The sequence below is a fragment of the Aeromonas sp. FDAARGOS 1409 genome (assembly GCF_019048705.1).
GTDB classification, from domain to species: domain Bacteria; phylum Pseudomonadota; class Gammaproteobacteria; order Enterobacterales; family Aeromonadaceae; genus Aeromonas; species Aeromonas sanarellii.
Genome location: NZ_CP077395.1, coordinates 2953406 through 2971726, shown reverse-complemented (window position 1 = coordinate 2971726; position 18321 = coordinate 2953406). Strand labels below are relative to the sequence as shown.

Here is an 18321-nt window from a genome sequence, read left to right as displayed (position 1 = left end):
ACGCGCCCCACGGGGAAGGAATCACGCTCACCATGTTCACTATCGACAAGTCGCACAAGCTCGACGATGTCTGCTATGACATCCGCGGCCCGGTGCATAAGGAAGCTCGCCGTCTCGAAGACGAAGGTCACCGCATCATCAAGCTCAACATCGGCAACCCGGCCCCGTTTGGCTTCGAAGCGCCGGAGGAGATCATCAAGGATGTGATCCTCAACATGCCCCAGAGCCAGGGCTACTGCGACTCCAAGGGGCTCTTCTCCGCCCGCAAGGCGGTGATGCAGTATTACCAGCAGAAGGGGATGCGCAAGGTCGACATCGACGACATCTACATCGGCAACGGCGCCAGCGAGCTCATCGTGATGGCGATGCAGGCGCTGCTCAACAACGGCGACGAGATGCTGGTCCCCTCCCCCGACTATCCGCTCTGGACTGCGGCCGTGACCCTCTCCGGTGGTCATGCGGTGCACTATCGCTGCGATGAAGGGGCCGACTGGTATCCGGATCTCGACGACATCCGCGCCCGCATTACCCCGCGCACCCGCGGCCTGGTGCTGATCAACCCGAACAACCCGACCGGCGCCGTCTACGGCAGCGAGTTCCTGCTGGAGGTGATCGAGATCGCCCGCCAGCACAACCTCATCATCTTCGCCGACGAGATCTACGACAAGATCCTCTACGACGACATCTCCCACACCAGCGTCTGCACCCTGTGTGACGACGTCATGGTGGTGACCTTCAACGGCCTCTCCAAGGCCTACCGCGCCTGTGGCTTCCGCCAGGGCTGGATGGTCATCACCGGGCCCAAGGGCCGTGCCAAGGGCTACATCGAAGGGCTGGAGATGCTGGCCTCCATGCGCCTCTGTGCCAACGTGCCCATGCAGCACGCCATCCAGACAGCTCTCGGGGGTTACCAGAGCATCAACGAGCTGATCCTGCCGGGCGGTCGCCTGCGCCGCCAGCGCGACAAGGCCTGGGAGCTTTTGAACGAGATCCCCGGGGTCTCCTGCGTCAAGCCCAAGGGGGCGCTCTACATGTTCCCGCGCCTCGACCCCAAGGTGTACGACATCCGCGACGACCAGAAGATGGTGTTCGACCTGCTGCAGCAAGAGAAGCTCCTGCTGGTGCAGGGAACCGGCTTCAACTGGCCCGCACCGGATCACTTCCGCCTGGTGTTCCTGCCCCGGGAAGAGGAGCTGGAGGAGGCCATCGGCCGCCTCGCCCGCTTCCTCAAGGGCTACAAGCAGTAAGCAAGGCTCATGAAAAAGGCTCCTTCGGGAGCCTTTTTATTGTCTGTCGTGTGACGTCCCATCAGCCGTGCAGCAGGGCCCCGGCCACCAGCACCCCCATGGTGATGAGAGCCACCCCGATGATGAAGGGCAGCACCCAGCGCACGAAGCGATCGTAGGGGATCCTGGCCAGCGCCAGCCCCGCTACCAGATGAGCGGCGGTGGGGGCGAACAGGTTGATCCAGCCGGAGGCGGACTGATAGGCGGTGATCACCAGATCCCGGGAGATGCCGGAGAAGTCTGCCAACGGCCCCATCAGCGGCATGGAAACGGTCGCCAGCCCCGAGGTGGAGGGGATGAAGAAGCTCAGGATGATGTGCACCAGATAGGCCATCAGGATAAACACCGATGACGACAGCCCGCTCACCAGCCCCTCGGCCCAGTGCAATATGGTGTCGATGATGACGCCGTGCTCCATCACCACATAGATGCCCCGCGCCACCGCCACCACCAGGGCCACCCCGATGAGATCCCGCGCCCCGTTGAGGAAGGTCGCCACGTAGTTGGACTCGGGCATCCGGTTGATCAGCGCGATCAGGATGGAGGCGCTGAAGAACAGGGTGGATAGCTCGTCGAACCACCAGCCCAAGGTGGGCAGCAGATCGATGCCCAGATCCGACCAGGGCACCACCGCATAGATCATCAGCAGGAAGGTGCCGAAGAAGACCAGCATGGTGAGCTTCTGCTTGCCGCTGAAGGCGAGGTTGCCGCTCTTCATCTGGGAGAACTCGTCGTCATAGGCGATGTCGGCCAGCACGGAGCGGGACCTGTCCTGCTGCACCCGTTTGGCGTAGCGCATCACGAACCAGGAGGCGAAGATTACCAGCAGCAGCCACTGCACAACCCTAAGGCCAATCCCCTCACCGATGGGGATACCGGCAAAACCGGAGGCGATGCCGGTGGCAAACGGGTTGACGGTGGAGGCGAGCACCCCGACCCCGGAGCCGAGCAGGATGATCCCTGCCGCCACCATGCGATCGAAGCCCGCCGCCATCATTACCGGCACGATCAGTGCCCAGAAGGCCACCGTCTCCTCCGCCATGCCGAAGGTGGAGCCGCCGAGGGCAAACAGGGCGATCAGCACGGGGATCAGCAACTGCTCTCGGCCGGCAAAGCCGCGCACTATGGCCCCCACCCCGGCATCCAGCGCGCCGCTCTGCATGGTCACCGCCAGAAAACCACCGATGATGAGCACGAACAGCGCCACGTCGGCTGCCTTGTGAAAGCCCTGGATCGGCGCCTTGAGCACATCGAATACCCCCTGCGGTTGGGAGGGGAGCTCGGTGTAGCTGCCGGGCACCGGCAACAGCCGCTCGTCGCCGCCGTAGTCGGCCACGGCCGCCGCCGCAATCGGCTGCTGGGTCTTGGCCGTCACGTAGTTGTATTTGCCCGCCGGCAGCACCCAGGTCAGGGCCGCCATCAGGGCGATGATGATGAAAAGCAGGGTATAGACAGTGGGGAGTTGGCGCTTTTTGGGCGCTTCATGTGGAGTGGTCATAGCTTCCGTACCTCGGCAATGCCGTCATGTGATCCAGACAGCGCAAGCCTAGCGGGTTTGATATGGGGAAAAGGTGATCGTGGATAATAAAATTCCGCAGTCTGACGGAATTCTTGCCAAAAAAACAGGGCCCCGCAGGGCCCTGTTTTCACTTGAGTCAGACTCAGAGCTCGACCACGTCGAAAGTCACGTCCGGATTCACGTCCGCCTCGTAGTCCACCTCGTCCAGGCCGAAACCGAACAGACGCAGGAACTCCTGCTTGTAGCCGGCATAATCGGTGAGCTCACAGAGGTTCTCTGTGGTGATGGAGGGCCAGAGATCCCGGCAGGTCTGCTGCACGTCTTCACGCAGTTCCCAGTCATCCATGCGGATACGGGCCTGCTCGTCCAGCGCCAGATCGGCGCCGTACAGGCGGGTGCGCATCATGCGATCCACCTGCTCCATGCAGCCCTCGTGAATGCCCTTCTCCTTCATGATCTTGAAGGCCATGGAGATGTAGAGCGGCATCACGGGAATGGCGCTGGAGGCCTGGGTCACCACGGATTTGAGCACGGCCACGTGGGCGGTGCCGCCCTTGGCGGCCAGATCGCCACGGATGGCGGCGGCGGCGCGATCCAGATCTTCCTTGGCGCGGCCCAGGGTGCCATGCCAGTAGATGGGCCAGGTCAGGTCGGTACCGATGTAGGAGTAGGCCACGGACTTGGCGCCGTCAGCCAGCACGCCCGCATCGCGCAGGGCCGCCATCCACAGCTCCCAGTCCTGGCCGCCCATGACGGTGATGGTGCTCTGGATCTCTTCCTCGTTCGCCGGCTCGACGGTGGCGGTGATGATCTGATCCTTGTTGGTATCGATGGCGGTGGAGGTGTAGACCTCACCGATGGGCTTGAGGGCGGAGCGCACCACTTCGCCGGTGTCCGGCAGCCTGCGCACCGGGGAGGCCAGGGAGTAGACCACCAGATCGATCTGCCCCAGATCCTGCTTGATGAGCTCGATCACCTTGGCGCGGCACTCGTGGGAGAAGGCATCGCCGTTGACACTCTTGGCGTAGAGGCCGGCCTCTTTGGCGGCCTTGTCGAAGGCGGCGGAGTTGTACCAGCCGGCAGTGGCGGTCTTGGTCTCGCTGCCCGCTTTTTCGAAGAAGACGCCGAGGGTGGCGGCGCCGCTACCAAAGGCGGCGGCAATGCGGGAGGCCAGGCCATAACCGGTGGAAGCGCCGATCACCAGCACCTTCTTGGGGCCATTCTCGATGGCGCCCTTGGCCTTCGTATAAGCGATCTGACGACGAACATTGGCTTCACAACCGACCGGGTGGGTGGTGGTGCAGATAAAACCGCGAACCTTGGGTTTGATGATCATATGGGGTCTCGGATCCGTTTAATGGATGAAATCGGGGCATAAGATACCTCATTGTGGCCCGTTATGGTGCTCTGATGTGTTGAACGGCGGGGAAAACCGGTAGAGATCCGCCGTTTCGCACGGCAACTGGGCACCCTGTGTGCAGGATATGCCACCCCGTTCGCAGGTAAAGAGGACGCGGCGACACGGGCAATCCCTCGCTTTCATCGCGGATGACGGGAGTAATTGTCTGACCCGGCACCATGTACTAGTGTGCAAGGGGAGGATTCAAGGAGGAGTCTATGTCACGCACCCTGGTCATCTGCCTCGCCCTGCTGGCGGCGGCCACCCCGCTCTCTGCCGAGGTCTACAAATGCACCGTCAACGGCAGCATCACCTTCAGCGACATCCCCTGTACCGGTGACAGCGAGCCGGTGAGGATGAACATCTTCACCCCCTCGGCCGAGGAGGTCGAGCGGGCGAACAAGCGAACCCGGGATATCGAAGAGAACCTGGCCAGCGGTCGGAAGCAGCGCCAGCTTGAGGCCATGCGCACTGAACTGGATGCCAAGGATCAGAAGATGAACCGCGAGATGACCAGGTTCAACGAGGGCCAGTCAGACACCATCACCACCGAGACCGGCGACACCCGGCGCTTGGATGTGCAGGCCGTGACACGTCCATATCAGGACGAGATGGAGGCGCTGAACAAGCGGCTCTCCACCCTCAAGGCAAAATAAGCGCTCTCCCCGTTTCATCCGGATTCATAAAGATGCTGCCGAGCCGGGAATATTGCGCTTCGCCTGTGTAAAAGGGTTATCGGGGGATCACTGGCATGTGCATGGGGTTATTTCCCATACAATCAATACCGATTCATCGTCTGTTTCAGCCACCCTGCCGGCCGCTAATCCACCAACCGATATCCCGGCGCCTCAATGCCATGCAGCCCTCACCGACGTCGGTCGATATTCATCGACAGCCGAAGCGATGAAATAAAACCTCCAATGTAGAGACGACAATATCAAGTGTCAAAAGAGACACCGTCATGCCAATATCAGATGCAGCCAGAGAAGGGTAACAATATAAAAGAGCCTTATTCGAGACCTTATTATCCAGCAATCATAAAATCAGCATTGAAAATTAAAAAGTTAACTCAGGTCCGATGATGATTCATCAAAGAGCAATGCTATTGTTAATTCACTCAGATTAAGCACGGTCTGTCATTCAAGGGTCTCATGGAGGAGCTCTGTCATGTTCTGGAATCAAAAAACAAGCAAGGAAGCCAGTGAGCAAGCGGAAAGGATGGTGGAGCTGGACGCGTTCGAGCGGGCCATCCAGTCCCAGGTGCCCTTCGTCCAGTTTACCCCGGCGGGAGTGGTCACCTTCGCCAACGAGCTGTTTCTCAAGATCGTGGGATTTGAACGTGAAGAGGTGATCGGCAAGCATCACAGCGCCCTTTGCTTCCCGGAAGACGTCAAGACACACGATTACGAGGGGTTGTGGCAGGATCTGCGCGGCGGCGTCTCCCGCAGCGGCCGCTTCATCCGCCAGTCGAAATCGGGCAAGGCCGTGTGGCTGGAAGCCACCTATTTCCCCATCGTCATCGACGGCAAGGTGGTGCGGATCGCCAAGGTCGCCTCGGACGTGACCCAGCAGCAATCCACCCTGGAGCGCACCCAGGCCCTGCTGGCTGCGCTGGACAAGTCCCTGGCGGTCATCGACTTCCAGCCCGATGGCACAGTGCTCAACGCCAACCAGAACTTCCTTCACTGCTTCGGCTATCGGCTGGAAGAGGTGGTCGGCAAACATCATCGCCTCTTCTGCGACCCCGAGTTCTACCAGAAAAATCCCAACTTCTGGCACGATCTCGGTTCGGGGGACATCAAGTCCGGCCTCTTCATGCGCCTGGGCCACCGTGGCGAGAAGATCTGGCTGGAAGCCACCTACAACCCCATCTTCAACCACGAGGGCAAGGTGGTCAAAATCATCAAGCTGGCGAGCGACATCACCGAGCGGGTAGAAAAATCCATCTCCACCCGGGAAGCGGCCCAGAAGGCGTGCGCCATCGCGAGCGAAACCGTCGCCAGTGCCGCCAAGGGGCGGGAGGTGATCGATCGGGTGCTGGAGACCTCCTCCCACATCAACCACTCGGTCAACGCGGTCAGCAGGCAGATAGAGCAGCTCAATCAGCAATCCAGGAGCATAGAGTCCATCATCTCCACCATCAGCGGCATCGCGGATCAGACCAACCTGCTGGCCCTCAACGCCGCCATAGAGGCGGCCAGGGCCGGCGAGCAGGGACGGGGATTCGCGGTGGTGGCGGACGAGGTGAGACAGCTTGCCGCCAGGACGTCGACCTCCACCAGCGAGATCGTCTCCGTCATCAAGCACAACTCGGAGATCACCTCCCAGATCACCCAGACCGTCTCCGTCGTCTCCGACAAGGCGGTGGCCGGGCAGGATCAGGCCAACATCATCGCCGACGTCATCAAGGAGATCATCGAGGACGCCAACTCCGTCTCGGACACCGTCAAGAGCCTCTCCATCTAGTGTGATGCCCCCCATAAAAGCGCGGGGCCAAGAGCCCCGCGCTTTTATGGGTCATAAAGCCCCTCGGGTACGGATCACTCCTCCCCAAGCAGATAGTGCCTGGCCTCCTCGTCGGCCTGACCGAGGGCCGCCTCCCACAGCTCGGCGATGCAGAGCCCCTCCTCCCCCACGGCCTCCTCCTCCAGCGCCTCCAGCGCCCTGGCATCGGCCAGGGTAAAAGGGTGGTGGCTCAGCAGTGCCTTGGCCTCGGCCAGCAAGATCATGTCGCTCATGGTGTGGCTCCTTCATGGCCGGGATGCTCCCCTGTCCAGACTGTAGCCCAACGGCGGCGACTCATCCCCCCGTGGTGATGGCCTGTGGCCGCGGCTTGCCCGAGGGCAGCTGGCCCACCCCGATGCCGGCCAGCACGGCGGCGCAGGCAAGCCATTGCAAGGGACTGAGGGTCTCCCCCAGCAGCAGATAGGCGAGCAGCAGGGTAAACACCGGGATGAGGTTCACATAGGCCGCCGCCAGGGTCACCTTGACCTGGGTCACCGACCAGTTGTAGAGCAGGTAGGCGCCGAGCGTCACGAAGGCGCCGAGGAAGACGATGACCGCCATGTCCTGCCAGGCCCAGGCGGCAGGCCAGGGGGAAGAAAAGGCAAAAGGCGCGAAGAAGAGGGTGCCGACAAAGGCCTGCAGGGCCGTCAGGGTCATCACGCCGTAGCGGCTGGAGAGCCTCTTGAACACCACGGAATAGGTGGCGGCGCAGAGCATGGCCCCCATCTCCAGACTGTTGCCGAGCAGGGCGTTGGGGGCAAACTCGTCGGCCCCCTCTCCCAGTCCCAGCAGGGCGATGCCGGCGATGGCGATGGCAAAGCCGAGCAGCTGGCGGCGGCTCACCCGCTCCCTGAGCAGCACGAAGGCCACCAGGGCTACCATCAGGGGCAGCAGGGCGCAGACCATGCCCGCCTGACCGGCGCTGGTGTAACGCAGGGCGTTCACCTCCAGCAGGAAGTAGAGGCAGGGCTCGAGCGCCCCCATCAGGGCCAGCCAGCGCCAGTCCCCCTGTCGATAGTGAAAATTGCCGAGCCGGCGGTAGCACAGCAGCCAGCAGCCCGAGGCCACCCCCATCCGCATGAAGAGCACCTGGCCGAAAGACCAGACCTCCAGCACATGTTTGAGGGCGATGAAGGAGCTGGACCAGAGCAGCATGGCCAGGGTCAGGGTCAGGATGGGTAAAGGGCGCACTATGCCTCCATGAATTGGCCAGTCGAATAATAACCATGCGGCCTTGCGGTTGTCTAAAGGCACCTAACATCAGATAATACCGCCGCCTTCATACCGGATAACCCATCGTCAATGACTGAGTACCTGCTTTTACTGGTCGGCACCGTGCTGATCAACAACTTCGTGCTGGTGAAGTTTCTCGGCCTCTGCCCCTTCATGGGCGTCTCGGGCAAGCTGGAAACCGCCATCGGCATGGGACTGGCCACCACCTTCGTGATGACGCTCGCCAGCGCCTGCTCTTACCTGATGGAGCACTACATCCTGATCCCGCTGGACATCGCCTACCTGCGCACCCTGGGCTTCATCCTGGTGATCGCCGTGGTGGTACAGTTCACCGAGATGGTGATCCGCAAGAGCAGCCCGACCCTGTATCGCCTGCTCGGCATCTTCCTGCCGCTCATCACCACCAACTGCGCCGTGCTCGGCGTGGCGCTGCTCAGCATCAACGAGCGCCACAACTTCATCCAGAGCATCATCTACGGCTTCGGTGCCGCCGCCGGCTTCTCCCTGGTGCTGATCCTGTTTGCCGCCATGCGGGAGCGCCTGGTGGCCGCCGACGTGCCGGCCCCCTTCCGTGGCGTTTCCATCGCCATGGTCACCGCCGGCCTGATGTCGCTGGCCTTCATGGGCTTTACCGGCCTCATCAAGATATAGCGCTATGACTCACATACTCTTTGCCATTCTGGTGCTGGCCCTGCTTGCCCTGGCCTTCGGCATCATTCTGGGCTTTGCCGCCGTCAAGTTTCACGTAGAGGCCGATCCCATCGTCGATCAGCTCGACGCCCTGCTGCCCCAGACCCAGTGCGGCCAGTGTGGCTACCCGGGCTGCAAGCCCTACGCCGAAGCCCTGGCCAATGGCGACAAGATCAACAAGTGCGTGCCAGGTGGCGACGCCACCATGCGCAAGATAGCGGACCTGATGGGGGTCGATCCCCAGCCGCTGGACGGGGGCGAGGAGGCGGCAACCCCGGTCAAGAAGGTGGCCTTCATTCACGAGGACATGTGCATAGGTTGCACCAAATGCATCCAGGCCTGCCCGGTCGATGCCATCCTCGGCGCCACCAAGGCGATGCACACCGTCATCGCGGCCGAGTGCACGGGGTGCGACCTCTGCGTCGACCCCTGCCCGACCGACTGTATCGAAATGATCCCGGTGCCGACCACGGTCGACAACTGGAAATGGGATCTGGCCAAGGTCGCCATTCCGGTCAAGATAGTGGAATAAACAGCGGAGTAACCATGCAGCATCTGCTCGAACGCATCAAAGCCGGCACTCTGTGGGATTTTCACGGCGGCATTCATCCCCCCGAGAACAAGCACCAGTCCAGCCTGATCCCCGTCGTTGACGCGGGCCTCCCCCCCCAGCTCATCATCCCGGTGCGCCAGCATGCCGGCCCCGCCGGCGAACTGCTGGTGCGGGTGGGGGACAGGGTCAAGAAGGGCCAGCCGCTGACCGGCTTTGACAAGGGGCGCATCGTGCCGGTGCACGCCTCCACCTCGGGCACCGTCACCGCCATCGAACAGCACACGGTGGCGCACCCCTCCGGCCTCGACGATCTCTGCGTCATCCTCACCCCGGACGGAGAGGATGCCTGGGGCGAGCGCAAACCCCAACCGGACTACTGGAACCTGGAGCGGGGCGAGCTGCTCGCGCGCATTCAGCAGGCGGGGATCGCCGGCCTCGGCGGCGCCGTCTTCCCGACCCACAGCAAGCTCGACGGCCGCGGCCAGCTCACCGAGATCCTGATCGTCAACGGCCTGGAGTGCGAGCCCTACATCACCACCGACGACAGGCTGATGCAGGAGTATGCCGACGAGATCATGGACGGCATCCGGGTCCTCAAGCACCTGCTCAAACCCAAGCTCACCCTGATCGGTGTGGAGGACAACAAGCCCGCGGCCATCGAATCCCTCAACCGCCATGCCACAGACCCGGATGTGCTGGTCAAGTCGGTGCCGACCAAGTACCCCTCGGGCGGTGCCAAGCAGACCATAGAGCTGCTCACCGGACGCCAGGTCGCCAAGGGCGGCCGTGCGGTGGACATGGGCATCATGGTGCTCAACGTCGCCACCGTGTTCGCCATCAAGCGCGCCATCATCGACGGCGAGCCGCTCATCGAGCGCATCGTCACCCTCACCGGCGACGCCTTCAAGAAGCCCGGCAATGCCTGGGTGCGCCTCGGCACCCCGGTTCGCTGGCTGTTGCAACGCTTCGAGCTGCAACCGGAGGCGGATCAGCGGGTCATCATGGGGGGACCCATGATGGGCTTCACCCTGCCCCACGCCATGGTGCCCGTGGTCAAGGCCACCAACTGCCTGCTCTCTCCCACCCGGGCAGAGCTGCCGCCGCCCGGCCCCGAACAGGCCTGCATCCGCTGCAGCGCCTGCGCCGACGCCTGCCCGGCCACCCTGCTGCCCCAGGAGCTCTACTGGTATAGCCGGGTCAAGGAGTACGACAAGGCCGAGAAGCTCAACCTGTTCGACTGCATCGAGTGCGGGGCCTGCGCCTGGGTCTGCCCGAGCGAGATCCCCCTGGTGCAGTACTACAAGATCGCCAAGGACGACATCCGCGAGGCCCGTGCCGAGCACGAGAAGGCCGAGCGGGCCAAGCAGCGCTTCGAGGCCAAGCAGGCCCGTTTCGAGCGGGACAAGGCCGCGCGGGAGGCACGCCATGCCGAGGCGGCGGCCCAGCGCCGTCAGGCCATGACGGCCGCGGGGGGAGAAGATCCCGTCGCCGCTGCCCTGGCCCGCCTCAAGGCCAAGCAGGAGACCACCCAGGCAGGCACCAGCGAGCCAGCACCGGACAACGGCGCCATGATTGCCGCCAGAGAGGCGCGCAAGCAGGAGGCGCTGGCACGTCGCGCCGCCAAGGCGGCTGAGGCCGCTGATGGCGTAGAGAGCGGCGCCGTAGAGGTCGATCCCAAGAAGGCGGCCGTGGCTGCCGCCCTCGCCCGCGCCAAGGCCAAAAAAGCCGCCCAGGCTGTCGGTGGCGACGCCGTGAGCGAGACTACGCAGGGGCACCGGGACGAGGCCCCCCCCGCATCGATCCTGACCGAGTCCGCCGACGCCGATCCCAAGAAGGCCGCCGTGGCCGCCGCCATCGCCCGCGCCAAGGCCAGGAAAGCCGCCCAGGCTGCGGGTGACGACGCCGTGAGCGAGACCGAGCAAGAGCACCGGGACGAGGCATCACCCGCATCGACCCTGGCCGAGTCCGCCGACGCCGATCCCAAGAAGGCCGCCGTGGCCGCCGCCATCGCCCGCGCCAAGGCCAGGAAAGCCGCCCAGGCTGCGGGTGACGACGCCGTGAGCGAGACCGCGCAAGAGCACCGGGACGAGGCATCACCCGCATCGACCCTGGCCGAGCCTGCCGACGCCGATCCCAAGAAGGCCGCCGTGGCCGCCGCCATCGCCCGCGCCAAGGCCAGGAAGGCAGCCCAGGCTGCCGGTGGCGACGCCGTGAGCGAACCCCCGCGGGAGCACCGGGACGAGGCCCCCCCCGCATCGGTCCTGGCCGAGCCCGCCGACGCCGATCCCAAGAAGGCCGCCGTGGCCGCCGCCATCGCCCGCGCCAAGGCCAGGAAGCTGGCCGCCGAGGCTGCAGCCTCTTCCCCTTCCTCTTCGACCGACAAGAGCCACTGACCCATGTTCAATATCGCGAGTGCGCCCTTTGCCCACAACCGCAGGCAGACCCAGACCATGATGGTGCTGGTGATCCTGGCCTGCCTGCCGGGTTTTCTGGCCCAGACCTGGTTCTTCGGCTGGGGGACCCTGATCCAGATCCTGCTGGCGCTGGTCACGGCACTGGGCTGTGAGGCCTTCGTCCTTCGCCTGCGCGGGCGCCCCGTCAAACCGGCGCTGCTGGATGGCAGCGCGGCCCTCACCGCCGTGCTGATCGGCCTCGCCTTGCCCCCCCTGCTGCCCTGGTGGATGCTGGTGATCGGCACCGCCTTTGCCATCATTATCGCCAAGCACCTCTACGGGGGGCTCGGTCAGAACCTGTTCAACCCCGCCATGGTGGCCTATGTGCTGCTGCTGGTCTCCTTCCCGGTCCAGATGACCAGCTGGCTTCCCCCCTCCAGCATCGCCGCCTATGACATCGGCTTCGGCGATGCGGCCTCGGTGATCTTCACCGGCTTCAGCCTGGACGGCTACAGCATGCTGCAGCTCAAGCAGGGGGTGGATGGCCTGACCATGGCCACGCCGCTCGATACCCTCAAGACCGGGCTGACCCAGGGACTCACCGCTAGCGAGGTGATGACCCACAAGGTGTTCGAGGGCTGGGGCGGCATCGGCTGGAGCTGGGTCAACCTCGGCTACCTGCTGGGGGGCCTCTTCCTGTTGCAGCAGAAGGTGATCAACTGGCGCATTCCGGCCGCCGTGCTGGGCTCACTGCTGCTGGCATCCACCTTGGGCTATCTGGCGACGCCGGATGCCACCGCCACCCCCATGCTGCACCTGTTCAGCGGCGCCACCATGCTGGGCGCCTTCTTCATCGCCACCGATCCGGTGAGCGCGAGCACCACGGCGAAGGGGCGCCTGGTCTACGGTGCCCTCATCGGGGTGCTGGTCTATCTCATTCGCCGCTTTGGCGGCTACCCGGACGCCTTCGCCTTCGCGGTGCTGCTGGCCAACCTGTGCGTGCCGCTGATTGACAGCCTGACCCGCCCCAAGGTCTATGGAGCCCGTCGCAAATGAACCCATATCTGAATTGCCGGACACGCGAGACGGAGAGCCTCCCATGTTGAAGAGCATGCGCAAGAACGGCCTGACCCTGGCCCTGTTCGCCCTGGGTTGCACCGCCATGGTGGTGCTGACCAACGAGCTGACCCGGGATCGCATCGCCCACCAGCAGCAGCTGGAGCAGTTGCGCACCCTCGGAGCCCTGCTGCCGGAGGGAAGCTATGACAACGATCTGGTGGCCAGTTGCAAGCTGGTCAGGAGCCGGGAATACCTGGGCAGCGATCAGCCGATGCCGCTCTATACCGCCACCCTCAAGGGAGAGCACACCGGCTACGCGCTGGAAACCGTGGCCCCCGATGGTTACAGTGGGGCCATTCGCATGGTGGTCGGCACCGATGCAAAGGGGGCCGTCAGCGCGGTCAGGGTGCTGGCCCACAAGGAAACCCCGGGGCTTGGTGACAAGATAGAGCTGAAGAAATCCAGCTGGATCGACAGCTTCACCGGCAAGTCCCTCACGGCCGACAACGACGCCACCTGGGCGGTGAAGAAGGATGGCGGCGAATTCGACGCCTTCACCGGCGCCACCATCACCCCGCGGGCCGTGGTCAAGGCGGTGAAAAATTTGCTGAGGCTGCAACAGGAGCACCCCGAACTGCTGCACGATGCCCCCTCCTGCCATACCAACCCCTAACGCCGGAGCACACGCAATGGAACAAGTCGACGTGATTGACACGGCCAGCCAACCCGCCGGGGAAAGTGGCCGCCGCGAAGAGCTCAAGGAGCTGATGCTGCAGGGACTGTGGAAGAACAACCCCTCCCTGGTGCAGGTGCTGGGGCTCTGCCCCACCCTGGCGGTCTCCTCCACCTTTACCAATGCGCTGGGGCTCGGCCTTGCCACCATGGTGGTACTGGTCTGCTCCAACCTCGCCGTCTCCCTGGTGCGCAACTGGGTGCCCAAGGATATCCGCATCCCGGTCTACGTGATGATCATCGCGGCCCTGGTGACCAGCGTGCAGCTGTTGATGAACGCCTACACCTACGGCCTCTATCAGGCGCTCGGCATCTTCATCGCCCTCATCGTCACCAACTGCGTCATCATCGGCCGCGCCGAAGCCTATGCCTCCAAGAACCCGCCCCTGCTTGCCGCCCTCGACGGCTTCATGATGGGGCTGGGCTTTACCCTGGTGCTGCTGGTACTGGGGGGCCTTCGCGAGATCATCGGCATGGGCACCCTGTTCGACGGTGCCGAGCTGCTGCTGGGTGACTGGGCCAAGTCATTGCGCGTCGAGCTGTTCCACGCCGACGCCAGCCTGCTGCTGGCGATCCTGCCCCCAGGCGGCTTCATCGGCCTCGGTTTGATGATCGCCGGCAAAAACGCCATCAACGACTGGATGGGCCGCAAGCAGAGTGCCGAGAAGGCCCACTGCACCGTGCCGGCGGCGGGCGCCCGCACTACCCAGCTCTGAGACAAGAGAGAGCCATGAACAACCAGAAACGCAGGCTGATCCTGGAGCGGTTGCGCGATGACAACCCCCACCCCACCACAGAGCTCAACTTCACCACGCCCTTCGAGCTGCTCATCGCCGTGCTGCTCTCGGCCCAGGCCACGGATGTCAGCGTCAACAAGGCCACCGACAAGCTCTATCCGGTGGCCAACACCCCCCAGGCCATACTGGAACTGGGGGTGGACGGGGTCAAGGAGTACATCAAGACCATTGGCCTGTTCAACACCAAGGCCGAGAACGTCATCAAGACCTGCGCCATTCTGCTGGAGCGCCACGGCGGCGAGGTGCCGGAGAATCGCGAGGCCCTCGAGGCCCTGCCCGGCGTCGGCCGCAAGACGGCCAACGTGGTGCTCAACACCGCCTTCGGCTGGCCCACCATCGCCGTCGACACCCATATCTTCCGGGTCTCCAACCGCACCGGCTTTGCCGTGGGCAAGAACGTGGATCAGGTGGAGGAGAAGCTGCTCAAGGTGGTCCCCGCCGAGTTCAAGCTGGACGTGCACCACTGGCTCATCCTGCACGGGCGCTACACCTGTCTCGCCCGCAAGCCCCGCTGCGGCTCCTGCATCATCGAAGATTTGTGCGAATACAAAGAGAAGGTCTATCCCGAGAGTTGATCTGCAGGCCTCTGCGGATCCGGTCTCGGGCCATGGATTCAAGGCAGTACCAATCCACCAACCCGGAGAATTGAGCAATGAGAATTCTGCATACCATGTTGCGCGTCGGCGATCTGCAACGTTCCATCGACTTCTACACCCGAGTGCTGGGCATGACACTGCTGCGCAAGAGCGAGAACAGCGAATACAAGTACACCCTGGCCTTCGTCGGCTACGGCGACGAGAAGGATGAAGCCGTCATCGAGCTCACGTACAACTGGGGGGTGAGCGAGTACGAGCTTGGTTCCGCCTATGGTCATATCGCCCTGGAAGCGGACGACATCTATGCCACCTGCGAGGCGCTGCGCGCCGCCGGCGCCAAGATCACCCGCGAGCCGGGCCCGGTGAAGGGCGGCACCACCGTCATCGCCTTCGTGGAAGACCCGGACGGTTACAAGATTGAGCTGATTGCCAAGAAAGACGCCGGTAACGGCCTGGGCGCCTGAACCCACGCCGCCTGGCGGTGAGAAAAACAACGGGGCCCAGGGCCCCATTTTTATTGGCTGCAACCACCGTCAGGCCAGGCGGAAGCGCCCCATGCTCTGGCGCAGACCCGCCGCCAGCTGGCTCAGCTCCAGACAGGCTTTGGCGGTGTGATCCGCGCCGGTCGCGACCTCGTTGGCGGAATCGTTGATGCGCGCCACGTTGCGGCCCAGTTCATCGGAGACCGCATCCTGCTCGCCACAGGCACTGGCAATCTGGATCGCCATGTCGGCTATCTGGGCCACCGCCTCTTCAATCTGAAGAATGCCCGCACTGGTGCGTTCACTCTGGCTCACGCACTGGCGGATCATCTCGCAACTCTGGCCGGTCACCGACTTCGCCCGATTGGCACGGGCCTGCAGGGTCTCGATGATGGCGACGATTTCGCCGGTGGAGGCCTGGGTACGCCCCGCCAGGGTGCGCACCTCGTCGGCCACCACCGCAAAGCCGCGGCCCTGCTCACCGGCACGGGCCGCCTCGATGGCGGCATTGAGTGCCAGCAGGTTGGTCTGGTCGGCAATGCCGCGAATGACATCCACCACCAGGTTGATCTGGGCGGACTCTTTCTCCAGTTCACTCACCAGGTTGCCCGCCTGCTCCATCTCACCGGCCACCCGGGTGATGGCATCCAGGGCCCCCTGCACATCCTGACTGCCACGACGAGCCAGGGCATTGGCGGAGCTCGCGGACTCGGAGGCGACCTCGGTGTTGCCCGCCACATCCGCCACCGTCGCCTTCATCTGGGCCATGGCGGTCGCCACCTGGGCGATCTCCTGTTGCTGGCTCTGGATCCCCTGGGCCGACTGCTCGGAGACGGTGCTCACCTCCTCGATGGCGGCGCCCAGCTGGGTCACGGCGGCGATGACCTCCTCGATGAGGCCCCTCAGGTTGTCCTGCATCTTGAGGGAGGCCCTGGCCAGCATCCCGAGCTCATCCTGTCCGATGTGCCGGCGATCCAGATCGTGGGTCAGATCCCCCTGGGCGATGGCGTTGGCCTGGGCGACCACGGCCTGCAGCGGCAGGCAGATCTGGCGGGTCAGGAACCAGGTCATGACCCCCATGAACAGCAGCAGGGCGCCTATGCTCGCCGAGGCGAAGAGCGTCACCCTGTTGACACTGCCAAGCAGGCTGCCGCGGTTCTCCCGCACGAAGCCCAGGTTCACCTCCACCAGGGCGTTCACCGACTGCTCCAGTTCGCTATAGGCGGCATTGGAGCCGAACAGCACGTCCCTGGCCTGCTCCCTGTCCCCCAGAGAGAACAGCTGATCGACCCGGTTGACCGCCCCCAGATACTGCAGCCAGTGCTGCCTGACCCGGTTGAACGCCCGGCGTTCGTGCTCGGCCCCCACTGTGGCCTCATAGGCGCCGAGCGCCTGCTCCACCTTGCCCAGGCTCTCCTGGATACGACCGCGGCGGACCTGCCTGTCGACGACATCCTCCACCATCAGCAGGGCAAACTGGGCGCGCCGCACATAGGAGACGTCGTAGAGCAGGTTTTCCACCGAGATGACGCTCGGCAGGGTGGAGTCGGTGAAATTCAGCACCCGGTCCCGCACGCCGCGCAGTTCGCTGGCGAGAAACAGCCCGAACAGTATGTTGATGACGGCGATGACCGAGAAAACGGCGGCAATCTTCTTGCCGATGGAGAGATGCTTGTAAGACATGTTGGCTGGTGATCCTCGACTGCGAAGACGCAGTGACACAATGATCACATCCATGTAAGCGGTGACCCGAGACTCCTGACGGGAAATGACGACGCGCGAGCAAGGACGGGGCCTTTCCCCTCCCCTCGCCACCCCGGGCCTATGTCGCTCGGCCCGGGAGCCCGCTACAGAGCGACCACCCGGGCGCCAAACTTGAACCGATTGTCGCAATCGCCCCGGCGCCATGGACAAACGGGGGGCCAGGTTATGTAATGGCACCCTCGTCTCTTGATCACAGCGCCCGAGGCTCCATGGAAAACGCGTCGACACTCTCCCCCTCCTGGTCCGTCCAACTGCGCGAGCAGATCCAGGCTCGCCCCCTCGTCGCCCTGGGGCTGCTGCTCGCCCTGGCCGCCGTCCTGCTGCTCCTGTTGCAGAGTCTGGTCGTGCTGGCGGCCGGTGACATCACCGCCGGCATGCGCTATGGCCTCATCGGCGGTGCCGCCGGCTTTGCCGCCACGGCGCTCGGCGCCCTGCCGGCCCTGTTCCTGCAGGCCGTTCCTCAACGGGTGGAAGACGCCATGCTGGGTTTTGCCGCCGGCATGATGCTGGCCGCCAGCGCCTTCTCCCTGTTGCTGCCGGGCCTTGAGGCCGCGGAGGGGATCACAGGCGACGGCTTCCTCGCCGCCGCCGTGGTGGTGACGGGCATGGCTCTCGGCGTCCTGCTGATGCTGGGGCTGGATCAGTTCACACCCCACGAGCACGACAAGACGGGGCCCTGCGGTCCCGGCCACGAGAGCTGCTCCCGGGTCTGGCTGTTCGTGTTCGCCATCGCCCTGCACAACCTGCCGGAGGGCATGGCCATCGGGGTCAGCTTCTCCCAGGGTGACATGGCCGTCGGTCTGCCGCTCACCACCGCCATCGCCCTGCAGGACATTCCCGAGGGGCTGGCGGTGGCGCTCGCCATGTGCGCCGCCGGTTTTCGTCCCCCGCTGGCCGTGCTGGTGGCCATCGCCAGCGGTCTGCTGGAACCGCTCGGGGCCCTGCTCGGGGTGGGGCTCGCCAGCGGCATGGCCATCGCCTACCCCATTGGCCTGGGGCTCGCCGCCGGCGCCATGCTGTTCGTGGTCTCCCACGAGGTGATCCCCGAGACCCACCGCAACGGCCACCAGACCCACGCCACCCTGGGCCTCATGGTCGGCTTTGCCCTGATGATGACCCTGGATACCGCGCTGGGATAACGCGTCGGCACCCCGTACACTCCGTAGTCTTCCACAAAGCGCTTCCCGAGCGGCTGGCCCTGTTCGCCAGCACACTGTAACGGCTTGCAGAGCGCGGCGAGCCGGCCGCCCTTGTCCAGCTCTCCCACTGACGCAGGAGATGCCCCGCCAGCCCCATAGGAATGCTCGGCGCCA

At 64.1% G+C, this 18321-nt stretch carries 17 protein-coding genes; 12 read left to right on the top strand and 5 right to left on the bottom strand.

What is annotated here, in order from left to right; genetic code table 11:
* Positions 1-32: 32 nt before the first annotated feature.
* Positions 33-1247: a pyridoxal phosphate-dependent aminotransferase gene (locus I6L39_RS14150; protein ID WP_005302243.1), complete on the top strand. Its 1215-nt coding sequence runs from the start codon at positions 33-35 to the stop codon at positions 1245-1247.
* Between the two features lie 61 nt (positions 1248-1308).
* Here the strand turns inward: I6L39_RS14150 and I6L39_RS14145 are convergent, their stop codons facing one another.
* Positions 1309-2784 (bottom strand): YfcC family protein, encoded by a 1476-nt coding sequence (locus tag I6L39_RS14145; RefSeq protein WP_216989996.1) that lies wholly within the window; start codon positions 2782-2784, stop codon positions 1309-1311.
* Between the two features lie 163 nt (positions 2785-2947).
* Entirely contained in the window at positions 2948-4141 is a 1194-nt protein-coding gene (fabV, locus tag I6L39_RS14140) for an enoyl-ACP reductase FabV (RefSeq protein ID WP_216989995.1), read from the bottom strand.
* 281 nt (positions 4142-4422) lie between these two features.
* On the opposite strand from fabV, the gene I6L39_RS14135 reads away from it, so the two are divergent.
* Both I6L39_RS14135 and I6L39_RS20335 read left to right on the top strand, forming a co-directional pair.
* Positions 4423-4860 carry a DUF4124 domain-containing protein gene (locus tag I6L39_RS14135; RefSeq protein WP_010673985.1) on the top strand — a complete coding sequence of 146 codons (438 nt, stop codon included), beginning with the start codon at positions 4423-4425 and terminating at the stop codon, positions 4858-4860.
* Positions 4861-5371: 511 nt separating this feature from the next.
* Positions 5372-6670 carry a methyl-accepting chemotaxis protein gene (locus I6L39_RS20335; protein WP_216989994.1) on the top strand — a complete coding sequence of 433 codons (1299 nt, stop codon included), beginning with the start codon at positions 5372-5374 and terminating at the stop codon, positions 6668-6670.
* Positions 6671-6744: 74 nt separating this feature from the next.
* On the opposite strand, the gene I6L39_RS14125 is transcribed toward I6L39_RS20335, so the two are convergent.
* A complete protein-coding gene (locus I6L39_RS14125) occupies positions 6745-6942 on the bottom strand; it encodes a hypothetical protein (protein ID WP_010673983.1) in 198 nt (65 codons plus the stop codon).
* Between the two features lie 61 nt (positions 6943-7003).
* Positions 7004-7900 (bottom strand): DMT family transporter, encoded by an 897-nt coding sequence (locus tag I6L39_RS14120; RefSeq protein ID WP_216989993.1) that lies wholly within the window; start codon positions 7898-7900, stop codon positions 7004-7006.
* A 111-nt stretch (positions 7901-8011) separates the two neighbouring features.
* Here I6L39_RS14120 and rsxA point away from each other — a divergent pair, with 111 nt between their 5' ends.
* The 8 genes from rsxA to gloA all read left to right on the top strand — a co-directional run bounded on the left by rsxA (position 8012) and on the right by gloA (position 15226).
* Positions 8012-8593 carry an electron transport complex subunit RsxA gene (gene rsxA / locus I6L39_RS14115; protein ID WP_010673981.1) on the top strand — a complete coding sequence of 194 codons (582 nt, stop codon included), beginning with the start codon at positions 8012-8014 and terminating at the stop codon, positions 8591-8593.
* 4 nt (positions 8594-8597) lie between these two features.
* The gene (gene rsxB / locus I6L39_RS14110; protein ID WP_010673980.1) at positions 8598-9164 is read left to right on the top strand and encodes an electron transport complex subunit RsxB; all 567 of its coding nucleotides are present in this window, start codon (positions 8598-8600) and stop codon (positions 9162-9164) included.
* Positions 9165-9178: 14 nt separating this feature from the next.
* Positions 9179-11578: an electron transport complex subunit RsxC gene (gene rsxC, locus I6L39_RS14105; RefSeq protein ID WP_216989992.1), complete on the top strand. Its 2400-nt coding sequence runs from the start codon at positions 9179-9181 to the stop codon at positions 11576-11578.
* Positions 11579-11581: 3 nt separating this feature from the next.
* Entirely contained in the window at positions 11582-12634 is a 1053-nt protein-coding gene (gene rsxD, locus I6L39_RS14100) for an electron transport complex subunit RsxD (RefSeq protein WP_042079245.1), read from the top strand.
* 43 nt (positions 12635-12677) lie between these two features.
* The gene (gene rsxG, locus I6L39_RS14095; protein ID WP_216989991.1) at positions 12678-13310 is read left to right on the top strand and encodes an electron transport complex subunit RsxG; all 633 of its coding nucleotides are present in this window, start codon (positions 12678-12680) and stop codon (positions 13308-13310) included.
* A 16-nt stretch (positions 13311-13326) separates the two neighbouring features.
* Positions 13327-14085 carry an electron transport complex subunit E gene (locus I6L39_RS14090; RefSeq protein ID WP_010674312.1) on the top strand — a complete coding sequence of 253 codons (759 nt, stop codon included), beginning with the start codon at positions 13327-13329 and terminating at the stop codon, positions 14083-14085.
* Positions 14086-14099: 14 nt separating this feature from the next.
* Positions 14100-14741, top strand: coding sequence for an endonuclease III (gene nth / locus I6L39_RS14085; protein ID WP_216989990.1), 642 nt, complete (start codon positions 14100-14102; stop codon positions 14739-14741).
* Between the two features lie 77 nt (positions 14742-14818).
* Positions 14819-15226: a lactoylglutathione lyase gene (gloA, locus tag I6L39_RS14080; RefSeq protein WP_039038673.1), complete on the top strand. Its 408-nt coding sequence runs from the start codon at positions 14819-14821 to the stop codon at positions 15224-15226.
* Between the two features lie 69 nt (positions 15227-15295).
* Here the strand turns inward: gloA and I6L39_RS14075 are convergent, their stop codons facing one another.
* Entirely contained in the window at positions 15296-16927 is a 1632-nt protein-coding gene (locus I6L39_RS14075; RefSeq protein WP_216989989.1) for a methyl-accepting chemotaxis protein, read from the bottom strand.
* Between the two features lie 290 nt (positions 16928-17217).
* On the opposite strand from I6L39_RS14075, the gene I6L39_RS14070 reads away from it, so the two are divergent.
* On the top strand, positions 17218-18147 hold the full coding sequence (locus tag I6L39_RS14070; protein ID WP_216989988.1) for a ZIP family metal transporter: 930 nt from the start codon (positions 17218-17220) through the stop codon (positions 18145-18147).
* The last annotated feature ends 174 nt before the right edge of the window (positions 18148-18321 follow it).

Coding starts and splice junctions, on each gene's coding strand:
- I6L39_RS14125 (WP_010673983.1), bottom strand. CDS start 6,942: ATGAGCGACATGATCTTGCTGGCCGAGGCCAAGGCACTGCTGAGCCAC.
- I6L39_RS14090 (WP_010674312.1), top strand. CDS start 13,327: ATGGAACAAGTCGACGTGATTGACACGGCCAGCCAACCCGCCGGGGAA.
- rsxA (WP_010673981.1), top strand. CDS start 8,012: ATGACTGAGTACCTGCTTTTACTGGTCGGCACCGTGCTGATCAACAAC.
- I6L39_RS14150 (WP_005302243.1), top strand. CDS start 33: ATGTTCACTATCGACAAGTCGCACAAGCTCGACGATGTCTGCTATGAC.
- nth (WP_216989990.1), top strand. CDS start 14,100: ATGAACAACCAGAAACGCAGGCTGATCCTGGAGCGGTTGCGCGATGAC.
- fabV (WP_216989995.1), bottom strand. CDS start 4,141: ATGATCATCAAACCCAAGGTTCGCGGTTTTATCTGCACCACCACCCAC.
- rsxG (WP_216989991.1), top strand. CDS start 12,678: ATGTTGAAGAGCATGCGCAAGAACGGCCTGACCCTGGCCCTGTTCGCC.
- I6L39_RS14145 (WP_216989996.1), bottom strand. CDS start 2,784: ATGACCACTCCACATGAAGCGCCCAAAAAGCGCCAACTCCCCACTGTC.
- rsxB (WP_010673980.1), top strand. CDS start 8,598: ATGACTCACATACTCTTTGCCATTCTGGTGCTGGCCCTGCTTGCCCTG.
- I6L39_RS14075 (WP_216989989.1), bottom strand. CDS start 16,927: ATGTCTTACAAGCATCTCTCCATCGGCAAGAAGATTGCCGCCGTTTTC.
- rsxC (WP_216989992.1), top strand. CDS start 9,179: ATGCAGCATCTGCTCGAACGCATCAAAGCCGGCACTCTGTGGGATTTT.
- gloA (WP_039038673.1), top strand. CDS start 14,819: ATGAGAATTCTGCATACCATGTTGCGCGTCGGCGATCTGCAACGTTCC.
- rsxD (WP_042079245.1), top strand. CDS start 11,582: ATGTTCAATATCGCGAGTGCGCCCTTTGCCCACAACCGCAGGCAGACC.
- I6L39_RS14135 (WP_010673985.1), top strand. CDS start 4,423: ATGTCACGCACCCTGGTCATCTGCCTCGCCCTGCTGGCGGCGGCCACC.
- I6L39_RS14070 (WP_216989988.1), top strand. CDS start 17,218: ATGGAAAACGCGTCGACACTCTCCCCCTCCTGGTCCGTCCAACTGCGC.
- I6L39_RS20335 (WP_216989994.1), top strand. CDS start 5,372: ATGTTCTGGAATCAAAAAACAAGCAAGGAAGCCAGTGAGCAAGCGGAA.